We start from the raw sequence: 17,600 nt of genomic DNA, 5'->3' as shown, positions 1-17,600 counted from the left end.
GTAAAAATAACAAATCTTTTTATCTATAGGCTAGTCCAAGTTGGCCGATCTTTTAAATAGGAAAAAGGGAGCAGAATTTTGTCCTTATCTATTTCTAATTCGTTAGCTAAGAAAAGCCATAGCCAATGTTACTACCCGCACAAAAACCCATTCCAAATATTCCAGAAACCAACCTTCCCAAACTCGTCATAGTTGGAGGAGGTTTTGGTGGATTAAAGCTTGCCAGAAAGTTAATAAAGGGACCTTATCAAGTCATCTTACTTGATAAAAACAATTACCATCAGTTTCAGCCACTCTTTTATCAGGTGGCCACGGCTGGATTAGAGCCCAGTGCTATTTCTTTTCCTTTAAGGAAGATATTTCACGATACTCCAAATTCTATTTTTAGAATGGCAGAAGTACATTCTTTTGATTCGAAAATCAAACGACTTTACTCTGATATTGGATACATAGACTATGATTACCTAGTTCTGGCAATGGGGGCGGATACCAATTACTTCGGCAGTCAATCCATAGAATATAATTCCAGTCCTATGAAGACGGTATCCGAAGCACTTTACATCAGAAATAAAATCATTTCCAATTATGAGCGTGCCATCAATATTGAAAAGCAAGAAGATAGGAAGTCCTTGATGAATGTGGTGATTGTGGGAGGAGGTCCAACAGGTGTGGAACTGGCAGGTGCCATGGCGGAACTGAGAAATAATGTGTTCCCAAAAGATTATCCTGAGCTGAACTTTAGCAATATGAAGGTAGTCCTGATTGAAGCAGGCCCAAAACTCCTGGGTGCAATGTCAGAGGAATCACAAGATCATTCTCTTAGATATTTGCAGAAGTTGGGAGTTGAAGTGATGCTGGATACCAAAGTACAGGACTATGATGGGGAGCAGGTAAAATTGGAAGGGAAAGAATCAATAAATACCCATACTCTGCTCTGGGCTGCTGGGATAAAACCGAATTTTATTGACGGACTCTCTAAAGAGCATTTTGCACCTAATGGAAGAATTTATGTAGACGAAATGAACCGGGTAGTAGGAGAAAAGGACATTTTTGTTTTGGGAGATGTGGCTTTACTAAGAGAAGAAAAGTATCCCAAAGGACATCCTCAGGTTGCTCAGGTAGCCATGCAGCAAGCTGAGAACTTAGCAAAAAATTTAATTAACCTGACCAAGGGAAAGGAAATGGAGCCATTCCGTTATAAAGACTTGGGTTCTATGGCTACAGTTGGTAGAAAATTAGCCGTAGTAGATCTTCCTTTTATTAAATTTCAAGGTTTAATGGCTTGGCTAACCTGGCTTTTTGTCCACCTGATGGCCATTTTGGGAGTCAAAAACAAGATGTTCATTTTTTTGGATTGGGCTTGGAATTATTTGAGTTTTGATCCTAGTCTGAGGTTGCTGATCAAACCAAAATATGTAAAAGCCAGTGAGCGTAAAGAATTAATTGAAGAAAAGTAGAATTTAAGGTTTGTTAACAAGGGTTTTGCATTTCTAATTAAACTATCCAGCAAATGGCATGTCTAAAAGACAAACAAACCGTAGAACAATGAAAAAGCTAACTATTGCATTGATGATGGTCATGATGGCCGGTACAGCTGCCTTCGCTCAAGAGGCGAAAACAAAAGAAAGACCAACTCCTGAAGAGAGAGCTCAAAAGCAAACAGAGATGATGGCAAAGCAATTGGAACTTTCTGAAGCTCAGAAAACTGAGATTTTGGCAATCAATCTGGAAAATGCTAAGAAAAGAGAGGTAGAGATGGAAGCCAGAAGAGCCGAAATGGATGCTAAAAAAGAAGAGATGAGCGCAAAGCGTGAAGAGATGAAGGCACAAGATGAAGCAATCAAAAAAGTCCTGACTGAAGAGCAACGAGCAAAGTGGGAAGAATTAAAAGAATCCCAAAGACATCGAAGGGGAAGAAGACCTGGTGGAGAAATTAGAGAAAGAGGCGAAATACCAAGAAGAAGAGGAGATAATTAAAAATAGGAAAGCCATCTGCCGAAGCGGATGGCTTTCTGTTTCGCAGGGTTGTCAACTAAACAGGGATTCTATTGGATAATCTGAGCTTTTAGGCTCAATCAATACCTGCGATTTCTTCTTCCACCTGGAAAAACGATTCGTCTTTCATTGGTAGAGATGAACTTCCCATAAGATATTCATCTACTTTTACAGCAGCTTCTCTTCCTTCTGAGATTGCCCAAACTACAAGTGATTGACCTCTTCGCATATCTCCGGCAAGGAATACTTTGGAGTTTGTGCTTTGGTAATTTTTGGATTTTGGAAGGGTATTTTCCATGGTGCCTACACCAAATGCATCTAATAACCCATTTTGAGTAGGACCTGAAAATCCAATGGCAATGAACGCAAGGTCACAGGGAGCGACACGCTCTGACCCCTCTACCTCCTCAAAGGTCATTCTTCCACCATTTTCTTTCCACTCTATATCTACTAATTTCAGTCCGGTCACTTCGCCCTCCTCATTTCCAATAAACTCCTTGGTCAAGATGGAGAACATTCTTTCTGAACCTTCCTCATGAGAACTGGAAGTTCTCAAGGTCATTGGCCATTCTGGCCAAGGGTTTAGAGTAGTTCTTTGCTTTGGAGGTTTTGGCAATAATTCCAATTGAGTGATAGACTTTGCCCCATGTCTGTTTGAGGTACCGATACAATCACTTCCAGTATCACCGCCACCAATGACAAATACATGCTTGTCTTTCGCTGAAATTGGATTCTCTTCCAACTCGCCATTGATCACTTTGTTTTGGTTGCCGAGGAATTCCATTGCAAAATGTACTCCTTTCAACTTGTCTCCATTAATTCGGAGTTCCCGTGGTTGTCCAGCTCCGGTACAAATCACGACCGCATCAAAATTTCTGAGGATATTTTCTGCCTTGATATTAAAACCTACTTCTGTTCCACAAGTGAAAATCACACCTTCTTCTTTCATGATGTCGATCCTTCTATCAATGACCCATTTTTCCAATTTGAAATCTGGGATTCCGTATCTAAGAAGACCTCCAGGTTTGTTGTCTTTTTCAAAAACAGTAACCTCATGACCTGCCTGATTCAACTGATCAGCCGCAGCAAGTCCAGCAGGGCCCGAACCGATGATAGCTACCTGTTTACCGGTTCTTTTTTCAGGAGGCTTAGGAAGGATCAAGCCTAGCTCATATGCCTTTTCAGCAATGCTTTTCTCGATCAATTCAATTGCAACAGGATCTTTGTTGATTCCTAATACACAACTTGCTTCACACGGAGCGGGGCATATTCTACCCGTAAACTCAGGGAAGTTATTGGTACTTTTCAGAATATTGATCGCTTGCTCCCATTCCTCATTATATACTGCATCATTAAAATCAGGGATTACATTCCCCAATGGACAACCGTTATGACAAAACGGAATACCACAGTCCATACATCTTGCCGCTTGGTGATTTAATTGTTCACCGGAAAATGGCTTATAGATCTCTTTATAATCGCCTACCCTTTGCTTTGGGTCTCTTGATTCAGGCGTCTCTCTTTTGAATTGTAAAAAACCTTCTTTCGCTCCCATCTTACACCAATGATTTAGATTGTTCTGAAGCTCTTTTTTGTAAAACAGCTTTGTAATCTCTAGGGATTACTTTAATAAATTTCTCTTTTGACTGATCCCAATTTTCTAGGAATTTCGTTCCCAACTCGCTTTCTGTGAGTTTCACATGTCGCTTAAGGAAGGATTTTATCGTAGCAAAATCTTCTTCTTCCAAGTTGTCGATATCTACAAGTTCAGGATTGATTTCTGTGATATAATCTTTAAGAATATAGGCGATACCACCACTCATTCCAGCGGCAAAGTTTCTACCGATCTCTCCTAAATTGATCACTAAACCACCGGTCATGTATTCACAACCATGGTCTCCAATTCCTTCAATGACGGTTTTTACTCCTGAATTTCTTACACAGAATCGTTCTCCTCCTTTACCATTGATATAAGCTTCTCCTGAAGTAGCTCCGTAAAAAGCCACGTTGCCAATGATGATGTTTTCCTCTGGCTTGAATCGTGCATTTCGGCTCGGATAAATAATCAGCTTCCCTCCAGAAAGACCTTTTCCAAAGTAGTCATTAGCTTCACCTTCCAACTCAAAGTTTACTCCTTTGGTAAGGAAGGCTCCGAAGGTTTGCCCTGCCGAACCAGTAAACTTAAACTCAATGGTATCATCAGGTAATCCTACACTTCCGAATATTTTCGAAATTTCATTTGAAAGCATAGCACCTACAGAGCGATCAGTATTCTTTATTTGGAAGTTTCCTGTAGAAGGAACTGCCTGTTCCAAAGATGGATGTGCCGCCTTGATCAATTGTCTATCCAGTACACGTTTCAGTTCAAAATCCTGATCGATTTGCTTATGGATACCGACATGATCCGGCACTTCTACTCTATGGAATATTGGTGTCAAATCTACTTTATCCCATTTCCAGTGGTTTAGATGTCCGGTAGACTGAAGGATATGACTTTGGCCCACCATTTCATCGATGGTTCTAAATCCAAGAGAAGCCATAATTTCACGAAGATCCTGAACCAAGAAATTGAAATAATTCACTACATGGTCTGGATCTCCTGTAAATAACTTTCTCAATTCTTCATTTTGAGTAGCAATTCCTACTGGGCAGGTATTTAAATGACACTTACGCATCATGATACAACCTTCCACTACCAAAGCAGCGGTAGATATTCCCCACTCCTCAGCACCTAATAAGGTAGCAATTGCCAAGTCTCTTCCGGTTCGTAACTGACCGTCAGTTTGAAGCGTAACTCTACTTCTCAAATTGTTTTTCACCAAAGTTTGGTGAGCTTCGGATAAACCTAATTCCCAAGGTAATCCCGCATGTCGGATAGAACTCAATGGGGAAGCACCTGTACCTCCATCAGCACCTGAGATCAAAATCACATCTGCCATAGCCTTGGCCACACCGGCAGCCACTGTTCCTACGCCAGCTTGAGAAACCAATTTTACGTTGATTCTGGCTTTTCTATTGGCATTTTTAAGATCGTAGATCAACTGAGCCAGATCCTCAATAGAATAAATATCGTGGTGTGGTGGAGGAGAAATTAATCCTACTCCCGGAGTGGAGTGCCTTACTCTTCCGATCCATTCATCGACCTTATGTCCAGGAAGCTGACCCCCTTCACCTGGCTTGGCACCTTGGGCCATTTTTATTTGAAGTTCGGCAGCATTAGAAAGGTAATTACTGGTCACGCCAAATCTTCCAGAAGCTACTTGTTTGATAGCAGACCTTTCCCAGTCCCCATTTTCTTTCCTTGCAAATCTGATTTCATCTTCTCCTCCTTCTCCAGAATTACTTTTTCCTCCGATTCTATTCATGGCAATAGCCAAGGTAGAATGCGCTTCATGAGAAATTGATCCAAAGGACATCGCACCTGTAGCAAATCTTCGCATGATGCTGGAAGCAGGTTCTACTTCGTCAATAGGAACAGTAATTCTCTTTTTGAACTCAAATAGACCTCTTAATGTAAGGGCATCCTTGGATTGCTCATTAATTTTATTGGCAAACTTCTTATACAACCCATAGTCATTAAGTCTGGTAGACTTTTGAAGCAGATGGATAGTCTCTGGATTGAATAGGTGTTTTTCACCTCTTCTCTTCCATTGGTATACTCCTCCTGTTTCGAGTACTGGGCTTTTGGTTCCGTAGGCAGCCCTATGTCTGATCAATACTTCTTCTGCCAATTCATCAAATGAGATTCCGGAAATTCTAGAGATGGTTCCTTTAAAGCATCTATCAATTACCTCAGGACCTAATCCTAATGCTTCAAAGATCTGAGCACTTTGGTAGGATTGAAGGGTAGATATACCCATTTTGGAAAGGACTTTAAGTAATCCTTTGCCTATGGCTTCTTGGTAATTGGTCAATACTTTTTTACGCTCTTTAACTTTTGTAAGCTGTCCATTTTCAAACATTTCCAAAAGTGATTCCAGAGCCATGTATGGGTTAATGGCAGAAGCGCCATAGCCAATAGCTGTGGCAAAATGATGCGTTTCGCGGATATCTCCAGACTCTAACACTAGACCGGCTTTGGTTCGGATGTTATTTTTCACCAAATGATGGTGCACAGCTCCGATGGCTAATAATGATGGAATAGGAGCCCATTCCTCAGAACTGTTTCGATCAGAAATGATCAGGATATTTTTGCTATCCTTGATTGCTTTTTCTGCCTCCATGCAAAGTTTCTCAAGAGCTTCCAGCAGCCTTCCTGGTTTATGATCTGTATTGAAATGCGCATAGATTTTTTGGCTTCTATACCCAAGGTGCTCCATGTTTTGGATTTTATCCAAATCTTCATTTAATAATACCGGTTGAGAGATATGAATCTGTCTGGTATGTCTTGGGCTTTCCTCTAATATATTATGTCCCTCTCCCAGACGGGTAAATAAGGACATAACTAAACGCTCACGGATTGGATCAATAGGTGGGTTACTTACCTGAGCAAAAAGTTGCTTGAAGTAATTAGAAATATGCTGACTTTGTTTTGAAAGAACGGCCAAAGGAGTATCTGCTCCCATAGAACCGATGGCCTCGTAGGCGGTATCACCCATGGGGGCAAGTACCACTTTGAGTTCCTCAGAAGTATAACCAAATACTGTTTGGCATTTCTTCAGATTTTCGAAATTATAAGGATGGGATAATACCTCTGGGTCAGGCATCAAACGAAGCTTGATCCGTTGGTCTGCAACCCACTTTTCATACGGTTGTTTAGTGCAGATTTCACCTTTTACTTCCTCGTCAAAAAGTACTCGTTTCTTTTCCAAATCGGCCCACATCATTCTGCCTGGGCTAATTCTTCCTTTTTCAACAATGGTAGCTTCACGAATAGGTAAGGCACCTGCCTCAGAGGAAAGGATTAATCGTTGATCCTTGGTTATAAAATAACGCAAAGGTCTTAGTCCATTTCTATCCAAAGTAGCTCCAACAGATTTGCCGTCGGTAAATAAAAGCGCAGCAGGGCCATCCCATGGCTCTACTAAAGAAGCATGGAATTTATAAAATGCCTTTCTGTCTCTATCCATGACTTCATTGTCCTGCCAAGCTTCTGGTACCAGCATCATCATGGCATGTGGCAATGACCTTCCTGTTAGAGTCAGAAGCTCTACCATTGCATCAAGGTTTGCTGAATCGGAATTCTGACTGTTGGTGATAGGTAACAGCTTTTTAAGCTCCTCTTCTGAATAGTACTTTGTTTTCATCAAAGATTCCTTTGACTTCATCTTGGTCACATTACCTCTAATGGTGTTGATTTCACCATTGTGAGATAGGAATCTAAATGGCTGAGCCAATCTCCAATTCGGGAAGGTATTCGTAGAAAACCTGGAGTGCACAATGGCAAACGCAGATTCAATTTTGCTGTTTTGAAGGTCCTTATAGAAGGCTAAAACCTGATCTGTTCGAAGTTGTCCTTTATATATAAGTGTATTGCTACTTAAACTGGCAAAATAGAATGAATTATTTACCCCTGGAATCTTGGAGTTGATTTCAGAAGTAGTGTAATTTCTCAATAAGTAGAGCTTTCGTTCCAGATCAATTCCAGTCAATCCCTTTTTGTGCTTGACAAATAATTGCTCAATGTTAGGCATTACTTCCAAGGCACCTGAACCAGGGACTGTTTCATCAACTGGGACTTGTCTGTACCCAATTAATTCGAAATCCAATTCCTCAATTATTTGATTAAGGAGTTCTTTTGATTTATGAAACAACTGTTTGTTTTTAGGGAAGAATGTCATCCCCACACCATAATATCCAGCCTCAGGCAGATTGATTTCTGACCTTGCTGTAATGTCCTTCAAGAATTGATGCGGTACTTGTATAAGTACTCCCGCTCCGTCTCCAGTTTTCGGATCGGATCCTCTGCCACCACGATGCTCCATATTACTAAGCATGTATAAGGCATCGCTAATTGTCTCGTGGGAAGGTACTCCCGACAAGTCGACAACTGCACCAATACCGCAGGAGTCATGCTCAAACTCCGATCGATACAACCCTTTTTGCATTTTTCTGTAGAATTTAATAGGTTCAAAATTTCCAAAAAATACAGAAAAAATTTCTTTCATTAAAATTTAGGCAATAAACCAGCCTTCTAAATGCCTTATTTTTTATGAGATTAGAGATTTTTGATTTTTTCGTAAAAAAGTAGAGGGTTTAATAAAACCTACTTCTGTTGAAAAATGTGATAATTTTAGGAGGTAAAGGGTAAAAAACAACCAATAATTACGATAAAAAATGTGAATTTGACAAAAAGTGGTTTTTATCGGAAAATTTTAAAAAGAAATAAATTTTTTTTGAGAAAATTTGATTTCACCTTTTTGATGAAATTAGTATTTGGAATTTAGCAATATATTATTCTGCTAAGATTGAATAACTAAGAATCAACTACTTAAATGCTTTTTCAGTCTGTAAAATTAGCAGTATTGCTTTTAGGGGACCCTAAAAGATGAACTTTGACTTTTTTGATTTTTCTGGCGTCAACGGCCAGGATAGTAAACTCGAAATATTCAAATTTGATTTTAGTTCCATTTTTCGGGAGTTTGGAATTTAGCTCTAACAGCAAGCCTCCCAAGGATTCGTTTTCACCTTTGACTTCCTCAAATAACTGAGGATCCAATTCTAGCTTCTTGCAGAAGTCATTCAAAGAAACTTTCCCTTCAAAAATAAAGGTGCTTTCATCAATTTCCTGAAAGAAAATATCGTCTGTGTCATCAAATTCGTCATTGATTTCACCGATAATTTCTTCAATCAAATCTTCTAGAGTAACCAACCCAGATGTCCCTCCATATTCGTCCACTACGATGGCCATGTGAACTCGTTTTAATTGGAAATCCTTCAGTAAGGTGTCTACCTTTTTATTTTCAGGTACGAAGTAACTTTTCCGGATCAGGTCTTTCCAATTGAAATTCTCGTCTCTTTCTATAAATGGAAGTAAATCCTTGATGTAAAGTATCCCTGAGATATTGTCAATAGTCTCATTATATACTGGAATCCGGGAGAAGCCACTTTTATTGATTTTGTCCATTAATTCATGGAAGTCCATTTCTTCATCAATCGCCGTGATTTCCATTCTACTTCTCATTACCTGCTTGACGGTCAAGGTTCCAAAATTTACAATCCCTTTTAAGATATCTCGTTCTTCTTCAGGAGTATCCTCAGTGGTCATTTCCAAAGCTTGATTTAATTCATTCACCGAAAGTGAGTATCCTCTCTTTTGAATGTTTTTTTCAATGAGGTTACTCATTGCTTCCAAGAAAATGGAAATAGGTTTGAGGATGGTACTGAAGAAACTGATACTAGGTGCCATGATCAAACTAAACTGCATGCTTGCTTTTGCAGCATAGACTTTTGGGACTATTTCCCCAAAGAATACAATGGCGAAGGTAACTCCGATCGTTTGTACAAGGATGACGATGATTCCGGTGGCATTCATGCCAAAGATCGACCATGACACAAAGGTGGTCAAGGTGACAATTCCAATGTTGATCAGGTTGTTTAGAATAAGTATGGTGCTTAGCAGGTTTTTAGGTGCTTCTACCAATCTGATCACTTGTTTTGCTTGTCCGGATTGATCGAGTTGAAGTGAATCTAAATCTTCGTTGGATAGGGAGAAAAATGCTACCTCTGATCCAGAAACCAACGCGGAACCAATCAGAAGAATAAGAAAAAGTAAACTGTTAAAGATCAGGTAGCTTAAGCCTAGTTCACTGATCTGTGCGAGTAAATGGTAACTCGGATAGGGGTCGTCCATGGATTATCCAGAATGTTTAGGACAAAAGTAAAAAAAAATCCCCCGAAAATAACGTTCAGGGGACTGTAATTAAAATGGAAGATCATCATCTCCTTCATCCATGACCATTTTGTCACCTCCGGAAGGGGCCGGAGCTGTGGTTGGTTTGGATTGAGGATTACTTGCTTGACCTGCTGGGGTGTTTCCACCTTCTGGTTTACCGCCCAGCATGGTAAAGCTCAAAACACGAATTCTTACCTTTTTTCTATTTTGACCTTGTTCATCAGTCCATTTGTCAGATTTTATCTTTCCTTCCACATAGATTTGACTTCCCTTCTTTAGGTATTGCTCGGCAATTTTGGCCTGCTGACCCCAAAGTTCCAGGTCATGCCATTCCGTTTGTTCTACTCTATTACCATTTCGGTCTTTATAGGCTTCTGTGGTAGCTAGACTGATATTTGCAACTACATTATCTCCTTCAAGGTATTTTACTTCAGGGTCTGCTCCCAGATTTCCTACTAATATTACTTTGTTGACTCCTGCCATATTTTATGAATAATGTGAATATCTAATTGAAAGAATGAAGTTACTCAAATCCCCTGATCAGTCAAAAAATTTACGATTAACTTAGGCTTGGCCAGTTCGTCTATTTGATCTTCTTTGACCAATGTAAAACCTTCCTGATCGCACCATTCAGCCAATTTATGATAATTCTTACTCGGGATTTCTACTTCTGAAAATGTAGCATTCAAACGCTGGTGCGACAGAATATGTCGGTATTTCTTTTCATAATGTTGGGTTTCTTCTCCCTCAAAGGTTTCCCAATCAAAAGAATTTTTATTTACACCCAGTTCCTTGGAAGGAAAATCAAAAAGACCTTCCCAGATATCTCCGGCTCCTCTTTTATTCCAGACCCACTTACTTCCGCATTTGATCAGGTAATAATGGAAGTTCCTTTCTCGTATTTTAAGTTTCTTTATTTTGACAGGAAGTACTTTGGTCAGTTCATTAGTATAAGCAAAGCAATTTGATTTAAGGGGGCATGCTGTACAATTGGGGTTAACGGGAGTACATTGCCTTGCTCCAAAATCCATGATTGCCTGGTTGTATTCATCGGGCGTGTCCTGTGGAATGATGTCATCTGCTAATGCTTCAAATTGTTTCTTCCCTTTACTGCTGGCAATGTCAGTCTCTATTCCGAAATATCGGGCCAGTACTCTGAATACATTTCCGTCTACTACGGCTTTGGCTTCCCCAAAAGCAAAACTTGCTATGGCGGAGGCGGTATAGCTGCCTACTCCTTTTAATTTTAATAGTCCTTCATAGGATTCTGGAAACTTCCCGTCCAGCTCAGTGCAAATGTATTTTGCGCAGAAATGGAGGTTTCGGGCTCTACTATAATAACCCAGACCTTGCCAGAGTCTCAAGACCTCTTCTTCAGGGGCATTAGCCAGCTCTTGAACTGTGGGATATTTGTTTACAAAGTTTTCATAATAAGGTAAGCCCTGAGCAACGCGAGTTTGTTGGAGGATGATTTCAGAGAGCCAAATTTTGTATGGATTTCGTATTCCTCGCCAAGGTAAATCTCTAGGATTTTCACGATACCAGCGTAGGATTTGATATGAAAATGCTTGAAAGTCAGTGTCTTTATGGTTCATGAATGTGAAAATTCTATCTTACAAATCAAGCTAATTTTTATCATTTTGTTTTTTAATTGCGATGGTTCTTGTACATTTGCAGTCCCAAAAACACTTGGTTAATAGGTTGTTAAGCTTATTTCATAATTTCTAAATTAAAATTACTGTGACAAAAGCAGAAGTAATCACTAAGATTTCAGACAAGACAGGAATCCAAAAGGATGATGTTACACAGGCCGTTGAGGCTTTCTTCAAGGTAGTAAAAGATTCTATGTCTGAAGGAGAAAACATTTACGTAAGAGGTTTTGGTAGCTTTATCAATAAGAAAAGAGCTAAGAAAATCGCTCGTAATATTTCTAAGAACACAGCTATCGTAATTGATGAGCACTACATTCCAGCTTTCAAGCCTTCTAAAGTGTTTGTAGAAAAGATCAAGAATAGCAAGAAAATTAAAGAATTGGCTCCTCAGGATTAATCTGAGAAGATAATTTGACATGAAAAAAACTCAGCTCATTCTCATTGTCGTGGGAATCATCGCCATAGTAGGACTATATGCCTTGCCAAGTGTGGTGGTGGATAATGAGGGCGAAGTAGATGCAATTTCTCAGGATAATGCAGGTGCAGAGTCCTCGGATTCCAATTCGGTTGCCATGCATGAGGCTGAGTTGACTCCTGATCAAGAGGCTGTTGTAGCTTCACTCAAAGAAAGATTGGACAATGGAGATTCAGATGTGAATACTGAATCATTATTGGATTCTTTGGGTTCTATTTATCAGGAGTTGGGAAAATTTGACAGTGCTGGCTATTACTTTGGTTTAGCTGCAGATGAGCGCAATAATTTAACACTGGCTGAAAAAGCCGGAGATTCTTATTATGAAGCTTTTACATTTGCGTTAGATGCCAATAAAGTAGCGTTTACTGCCGAACAGACCCGAAAGTACTTAACTCAGGTGTTGGAAAACGATCCCACCCGATTGGATTTGAAAACCAAAGTCGCCATGACTTATGTGTCGTCTTCAAACCCTATGCAAGGCATTACCATGCTTCGGGAAATTCTCGAGCAAGATCCTCAAAATGAGGATGCTTTGTTTAATATGGGTATCTTAGCGATTCAATCAGGTCAATACAAGCGAGCTGCGGAGCGTTTTGAGGAGTTGGTTCAATATCATCCTCAGAATCTTCAAGGTCAGTTTTACCTTGGGGTGAGCTATTTTGAAGCCAATCAAAAGAATAAAGCAAAAGCTCAGTTTGAGGCAGTGAAGGAAATGACCGGGGATGAAATGATCCTTAGTAGTATCCAGGGCTATCTTGACAGGCTATAAATTATTATATCACTTAAATTCTAAAGACTATGCCTTGCGGTAAGAAAAGAAAAAGACATAAGATCGCTACGCACAAGCGTAAGAAGAGACTTAGAAAAAACAGACATAAGAAGAAGTAATATACTTCTTCTTATTCCCGTTTTTTAACACACGTTCATTTACATAATAGTTAGACGCGATTTTGAGTACGGAATTATTAATTGATTCTGCTCAAAGTGGTAGTCGTATTGCCCTCCTTCAAGATAAAAGCTTGGTTGAATTGCATTCCGAAGGGATGGATAATCAATTCAAGGTTGGTGACATTTATTTGGGTACGGTCCGAAAAATCGTCAATGGGCTCAATGCAGCCTTCATTGATGTAGGTTATGAGAAAGATGCCTTTCTTCATTACCAGGACCTCGGCCCGAATTTCAACAGCCTGATGAAGTTCACCAAAATGGTGCGCAACAACAACTTTAGCAATTATAATTTGAAGGGTTTTGACAACGAACCTGAAATAGACAAGATTGGGAAAATTTCCAACATCCTGTCTAAAAATAATCAAGTGTTAGTACAGGTCGTTAAAGAACCCATCTCTACAAAAGGACCCCGACTATCCTGCGAGCTCTCTCTACCGGGTCGTTATCTCGTATTGGTTCCCTTCTCAGATTCTGTGAATGTTTCTAAGAAGATAAGAAGCAACGACGAGAGAAAAAGACTTTTAAGGCTCATTAATTCGATCAAACCTGCCAATTTTGGGGTGATTATTCGCACCGTGGCAGAAGGTCAGTCCGTTACAGAACTGGACAAAGATCTTCGAAATCTTCTTACAAATTGGGAAGATGGGATGAGAAAATTATTGAAAGCCAAAAGTCGAGACAAGGTTATAGGAGAGATGAGTATGGCTTCCTCACTGGTGAGAGACCTTCTCAATGAATCCTTCGATGCAATTACCGTAGAAGAAGAATCCACTTACGATCAGATCAGATCCTACATCAGGTCCATAGCGCCTGAAAAAGAAAAAATTGTCAGGCTTTACAATGGTAAAGCCAAGCTATTTGAAAATTTTGGAATAGAAAAGCAGATCAAAAGCCTGTTTGGACAGACGGTCAGCCTTCCTCAAGGAGGGTATGTGATCATCGAACACACCGAAGCCCTTCACGTCATTGATGTGAATAGTGGAAATAAATCCAATCAGGAAAGTGACCAGGAATCAACAGCATTAAAAACCAATCTGGTCGCTGCGAAAGAAATTGCCAGACAGCTGCGCCTCCGAGATATGGGAGGTATCATCGTAGTTGACTTTATAGACATGAGAAGAGCCGAAAATAAAAAGGTAGTCTATGAAGCAATGAAAGAAGAGCTAAAACTGGATAGATCTAAGCATACTGTTTTGCCGCTGAGCAAATTTGGGCTCATGCAGATCACCCGCCAAAGAGTAAGGCCGGAAGTTAATATTGTTACCAAAGAAACCTGTCCTGCTTGTAATGGAACTGGAAAAATCCAGGCATCTATTTTAGTTGCCGACAAGCTTGAAAAAGATCTGGAGCATATAGCTACTATCCAAAACGTGGATCATATCCACATTGGGCTGCATCCCTATCTGCACGCATACTTTACTACCGGTTTTATAAGCCGCAGAGTAAAGTGGTTTTTAAAGTATTACAAATGGATTAAACTGATCAAAGATTCTTCCCTACCGGTAACGGAATACAGATTCTTAGATGAATCTGGAGAGGAAATAGAACTTCAAGTAAAAAGCGAGACTGTGTAGTCTCGCTTTTTTTTTGATCTGACCAACTTTTTTTATCAGAATGAATTATTGTTTAATAAATTCAAAACTGGACCAGTTTTCCAATACTATGAACTGGGGCTCATTATTAAAAAAATCATAACTCAACATCAGTTTTTCTACTCGAAGTGTATGAGGACCAGGGGCCAATTCTTTTAAATCAAACACGGCCTGATAGATTTTTTGTTTGGTATTAGGGAACCGCACCTTTGACCATTTACCTATTGGGATTAGTGAATTGTCTACATATATACGATGTAGATGGGCTGTTTCTGTTAACTCTCTCCATTGTAAGGAGTCTAATTTCCCCGAAAAATTTTTCTTAATGTCTTCCATTACTTTTCGATCTCCTTCATATCTGGCAATGCTAATTTCTATGATGTTGTCATTCGTGATTTCCTGATCTATAAATGCCCTGGGGTATCTTTTTTCAGGGTCATGGTAATCCTCAAAATGAAGGTATTTGGCCGGCCATTCCTGCTCTATGGGGCCTCCAATATTTCTTTCATTGTCAAACATGCCAAAATCCTCTATATCTGTCATGATAATGGGAATGGCTAAAATAAATATGAAGAAGGCGTAAAAAACAGTGAACCATTTACCTAAATTACTTTGATAAAGGGATGAAATCGAACTGATGATGGTACTTGCATACCATTTCTTGAAACGGGTTCGCCGTGAGGAGATCGTAAAAAACACAAAGCCAAGAACCGTCATCAAAAAGATCAGATATATAAATAGAAATGGGAGGTCCAACCATATATAGATGGAGATTAAAATCCCTAAATAGACTGTGAAGATTAAAAATGTAATCACGAGTGAAACCGGAAATGCAAAGGTCATACTGCAAATGCGCTCCAGCTTCAAGACCATTTCATCTGGTTTTTGATAGCGATAACCTTGCCCGACCTTAAATAGGTTTTTTTCAATCACACCTTCGGGAAATGCATAGCTCAACCCCAACAGACCTGCCCAAACAAACCTCAGGATTAAATGAACCACGAAAAAAATTTTAAAAACTGAAATGATGGTAGAAGAATAAACCAAAATTAAGATGGCCGGCAAAAAACCTGTTCCCAGATCTTGAATGAGGTATGCCGCAAATTCAAAAAGTTGGGAAGGAAAAGCAAAGAGAAAGGCAAGCGTAATACCTGATATGATGACCTCAGGTTCCCAACTGTTTCGCTGAAGGTTTTCTAACCAACTCAGTTCTTCCTGTCTTTTTTCAGTATCTAATTTCTTTTCCATAAAAAATTGTGATGGTTAACCATCCAGCCAGCTTTTAAAAGCTGAAGTTTTGTCACGACTGATCAAAATGTCCTGATCTTCACAATTAATCAGTTTGATTTTGAGTCTACTATTTGAATAAGTGAAAATATCTGAAATTGAGGAATATGAACAAAGATATTTTCGGTTTATTCGGAAAAATAAAGTAGGGTTTATCTGTGATTCTACCTGCTCTAAAGTGCTGTCCAAAACATATTTTTTACCCTTATGGGTTTGCAAAAAAGTAACGCGCTCTTCACTATAAAAGAAAGCAACTTCCTGAATAGAAATACTTTGAATTTTTTCTCCAAACTTCACTAAAAATCGGTTTTTAAAGCTGGACTTTTCTTTGGTAATGAGCTGCTGAATAAGTGATAAATCCAGGTTTTGATTAAGCTTCTGTTGATTAAATTTATCTATTGCTCTTTGTAATTCCTCAGGGTCGATGGGCTTTAATAGATAATCCACAGCATTGACCTTGAAAGCTTTAATAGCATATTGATCGTAGGCGGTTGTAAAAATGACCGGAGTTTTAACACTCACTTGCTCAAAAATCTCAAAACTGTTTCCATCTGCCAATTGAATGTCGCAAAACATCAAGTCAGGGTTTTCATGGGATCGCAACCACTGAATAGTTTTTTTCACCGTGTCTAGATCAGTAATGAATTCTGAAGTAGGAAAGTAGCCCTTTATAAGACTCAAGAGCCTTTTGACAGCTGGTTTTTCATCTTCAATCAGTAAAATCTTCATTTGAATATTTTTAATAATGGAAGCTGAACAAGAAATTCATCTTGGGTTTGGGTTATTGTAATTTCTTTATTGCTGAGATGAAGGTATCTTAAGCGGATATTTTCCAGCCCAATTCCTTTATTAGTGGTTTTATTTCCTGATTTCAATTGTAAGGTATTGCTTACCCATAGCTCATCCTCTTTCTGAATAATATGAATAAAGAGCGGGTTTGCCTGACTTGCAATATTGTGTTTAATGGCATTCTCTAACAGCAATTGCAATGACAGTGGGGGTAGAAAATAATTATTTGCTTGTTGAAGTTGGATGTTGAACTCTAAACTGTCTTCAAATCGGATTTTTTGTAGTTCTAAAAAGTTTCTTGCAAACGCAGCCTCTTTTTCCAATGATATCAATTCTTCATTTTGGACATCTAAAACGTATCGATAAATTTTAGAAAGTTTTTGAATAAAAGCAGCAGACCGATCTGCATCCTCATACACAAGGTTTGATAGCACATTTAAAGAATTAAAAAGGAAATGTGGATTCAGCTGATCTTTTAGCCCCTGATACTGACTCGCTAGTTTTTCGGACCTCAGTTGCTCTGCCTCGATAGCTGATTTACGCCATTCCAAGAGCCAGCTTCTCGTTGTGAATATCGCCATGAATACAAATGCAATCTGCATTGGTACAAAGGTGAAATCCAGAATGGATCTCCATGGGATTTTAGAAAAGGTAAATTGGCCTTGAAGGTATGCAAAGGAAAATACTATGATAAAAGATACGATAAAAGAATACACCAAATAAGTCAGTATGGTGCATACTAGCCTTTTGAGAGGAAAAGAAATCCATGAAATTCGTTGATCATAAAAATCCTCTATTTTACTTCCTCCAAAACTCAAGGCCATGGAAATGAAGAAGCTATAAAAAAAATCAGGAATCACATTGACAATTCCTTCCCAACTCAAAAAGCATTTGGGGCAAAAAAGAATTACCAAGATGATGGCAATGAATAGGTTAATGATCAGGAAGCTGCGTAAGTTATTCCATAATCCTTGGCCTTTTTCAGAAGATGAATTTTTAAGCATCGTAGGAAGATAATAAAAAAGAGC

At 39.1% G+C, this 17,600-nt stretch carries 13 protein-coding genes; 5 read left to right on the top strand and 8 right to left on the bottom strand.

Annotated features, from left to right (window positions below):
- Positions 1-125 precede the first annotated feature (125 nt).
- Both JYB62_RS14050 and JYB62_RS14045 read left to right on the top strand, forming a co-directional pair.
- Complete coding sequence (locus JYB62_RS14050) at positions 126-1,457, top strand: NAD(P)/FAD-dependent oxidoreductase (protein WP_205646052.1); 1,332 nt, start codon at positions 126-128, stop codon at positions 1,455-1,457.
- A gap of 88 nt (positions 1,458-1,545) precedes the next feature.
- Positions 1,546-1,977, top strand: coding sequence for a DUF4890 domain-containing protein (locus JYB62_RS14045; protein WP_205646051.1), 432 nt, complete (start codon positions 1,546-1,548; stop codon positions 1,975-1,977).
- Positions 1,978-2,071: 94 nt separating this feature from the next.
- On the opposite strand, the gene JYB62_RS14040 is transcribed toward JYB62_RS14045, so the two are convergent.
- The 5 genes from JYB62_RS14040 to mutY all read right to left on the bottom strand — a co-directional run bounded on the left by JYB62_RS14040 (position 2,072) and on the right by mutY (position 11,424).
- On the bottom strand, positions 2,072-3,550 hold the full coding sequence (locus JYB62_RS14040; protein ID WP_205646050.1) for a glutamate synthase subunit beta: 1,479 nt from the start codon (positions 3,548-3,550) through the stop codon (positions 2,072-2,074).
- A gap of 1 nt (position 3,551) precedes the next feature.
- A complete protein-coding gene (gltB, locus tag JYB62_RS14035) occupies positions 3,552-8,042 on the bottom strand; it encodes a glutamate synthase large subunit (protein ID WP_205646643.1) in 4,491 nt (1,496 codons plus the stop codon).
- 395 nt (positions 8,043-8,437) lie between these two features.
- Positions 8,438-9,787, bottom strand: a complete 1,350-nt coding sequence (gldE, locus tag JYB62_RS14030) for a gliding motility-associated protein GldE (protein WP_205646049.1) — start codon at positions 9,785-9,787, stop codon at positions 8,438-8,440.
- 69 nt (positions 9,788-9,856) lie between these two features.
- On the bottom strand, positions 9,857-10,312 hold the full coding sequence (locus JYB62_RS14025; RefSeq protein ID WP_205646048.1) for a single-stranded DNA-binding protein: 456 nt from the start codon (positions 10,310-10,312) through the stop codon (positions 9,857-9,859).
- Positions 10,313-10,356: 44 nt separating this feature from the next.
- Positions 10,357-11,424 (bottom strand): A/G-specific adenine glycosylase, encoded by a 1,068-nt coding sequence (gene mutY / locus JYB62_RS14020; protein ID WP_205646047.1) that lies wholly within the window; start codon positions 11,422-11,424, stop codon positions 10,357-10,359.
- 145 nt (positions 11,425-11,569) lie between these two features.
- Between mutY and JYB62_RS14015 the strand changes: the two genes are divergently transcribed.
- The 3 genes from JYB62_RS14015 to JYB62_RS14005 all read left to right on the top strand — a co-directional run bounded on the left by JYB62_RS14015 (position 11,570) and on the right by JYB62_RS14005 (position 14,478).
- Entirely contained in the window at positions 11,570-11,878 is a 309-nt protein-coding gene (locus tag JYB62_RS14015) for an HU family DNA-binding protein (protein WP_074225800.1), read from the top strand.
- Positions 11,879-11,897: 19 nt separating this feature from the next.
- On the top strand, positions 11,898-12,725 hold the full coding sequence (locus tag JYB62_RS14010; RefSeq protein ID WP_205646046.1) for a tetratricopeptide repeat protein: 828 nt from the start codon (positions 11,898-11,900) through the stop codon (positions 12,723-12,725).
- A 181-nt stretch (positions 12,726-12,906) separates the two neighbouring features.
- Positions 12,907-14,478: an Rne/Rng family ribonuclease gene (locus JYB62_RS14005; RefSeq protein ID WP_205646045.1), complete on the top strand. Its 1,572-nt coding sequence runs from the start codon at positions 12,907-12,909 to the stop codon at positions 14,476-14,478.
- Between the two features lie 45 nt (positions 14,479-14,523).
- Here the strand turns inward: JYB62_RS14005 and JYB62_RS14000 are convergent, their stop codons facing one another.
- The 3 genes from JYB62_RS14000 to JYB62_RS13990 are packed head-to-tail and all read right to left on the bottom strand — an operon-like array spanning position 14,524 to position 17,576.
- Positions 14,524-15,744 (bottom strand): hypothetical protein, encoded by a 1,221-nt coding sequence (locus JYB62_RS14000; RefSeq protein WP_205646044.1) that lies wholly within the window; start codon positions 15,742-15,744, stop codon positions 14,524-14,526.
- Positions 15,745-15,759: 15 nt separating this feature from the next.
- Positions 15,760-16,512, bottom strand: a complete 753-nt coding sequence (locus JYB62_RS13995) for a LytR/AlgR family response regulator transcription factor (protein WP_205646043.1) — start codon at positions 16,510-16,512, stop codon at positions 15,760-15,762.
- Positions 16,509-17,576: a sensor histidine kinase gene (locus JYB62_RS13990; RefSeq protein WP_205646042.1), complete on the bottom strand. Its 1,068-nt coding sequence runs from the start codon at positions 17,574-17,576 to the stop codon at positions 16,509-16,511. Before JYB62_RS13990 ends, JYB62_RS13995 begins: the two co-directional genes overlap by 4 nt.
- Between the last annotated feature and the right edge of the window lie 24 nt (positions 17,577-17,600).

Source organism: Algoriphagus lutimaris (assembly GCF_017051705.1).
GTDB lineage: Bacteria > Bacteroidota > Bacteroidia > Cytophagales > Cyclobacteriaceae > Algoriphagus > Algoriphagus lutimaris.
Note: the sequence above shows the minus strand (reverse complement) of the source record. Positions and strands in the feature narration are given on the sequence as shown.

Excerpts from the sequence above, each read along its gene's own strand:
- gldE (WP_205646049.1), bottom strand. The coding sequence starts at position 9,787 with ATGGACGACCCCTATCCGAGTTACCATTTACTCGCACAGATCAGTGAA.
- gltB (WP_205646643.1), bottom strand. The coding sequence starts at position 8,042 with ATGCAAAAAGGGTTGTATCGATCGGAGTTTGAGCATGACTCCTGCGGT.
- JYB62_RS13995 (WP_205646043.1), bottom strand. The coding sequence starts at position 16,512 with ATGAAGATTTTACTGATTGAAGATGAAAAACCAGCTGTCAAAAGGCTC.
- mutY (WP_205646047.1), bottom strand. The coding sequence starts at position 11,424 with ATGAACCATAAAGACACTGACTTTCAAGCATTTTCATATCAAATCCTA.
- JYB62_RS13990 (WP_205646042.1), bottom strand. The coding sequence starts at position 17,576 with ATGCTTAAAAATTCATCTTCTGAAAAAGGCCAAGGATTATGGAATAAC.
- JYB62_RS14000 (WP_205646044.1), bottom strand. The coding sequence starts at position 15,744 with ATGGAAAAGAAATTAGATACTGAAAAAAGACAGGAAGAACTGAGTTGG.
- JYB62_RS14050 (WP_205646052.1), top strand. The coding sequence starts at position 126 with ATGTTACTACCCGCACAAAAACCCATTCCAAATATTCCAGAAACCAAC.
- JYB62_RS14010 (WP_205646046.1), top strand. The coding sequence starts at position 11,898 with ATGAAAAAAACTCAGCTCATTCTCATTGTCGTGGGAATCATCGCCATA.
- JYB62_RS14025 (WP_205646048.1), bottom strand. The coding sequence starts at position 10,312 with ATGGCAGGAGTCAACAAAGTAATATTAGTAGGAAATCTGGGAGCAGAC.
- JYB62_RS14040 (WP_205646050.1), bottom strand. The coding sequence starts at position 3,550 with ATGGGAGCGAAAGAAGGTTTTTTACAATTCAAAAGAGAGACGCCTGAA.
- JYB62_RS14045 (WP_205646051.1), top strand. The coding sequence starts at position 1,546 with ATGAAAAAGCTAACTATTGCATTGATGATGGTCATGATGGCCGGTACA.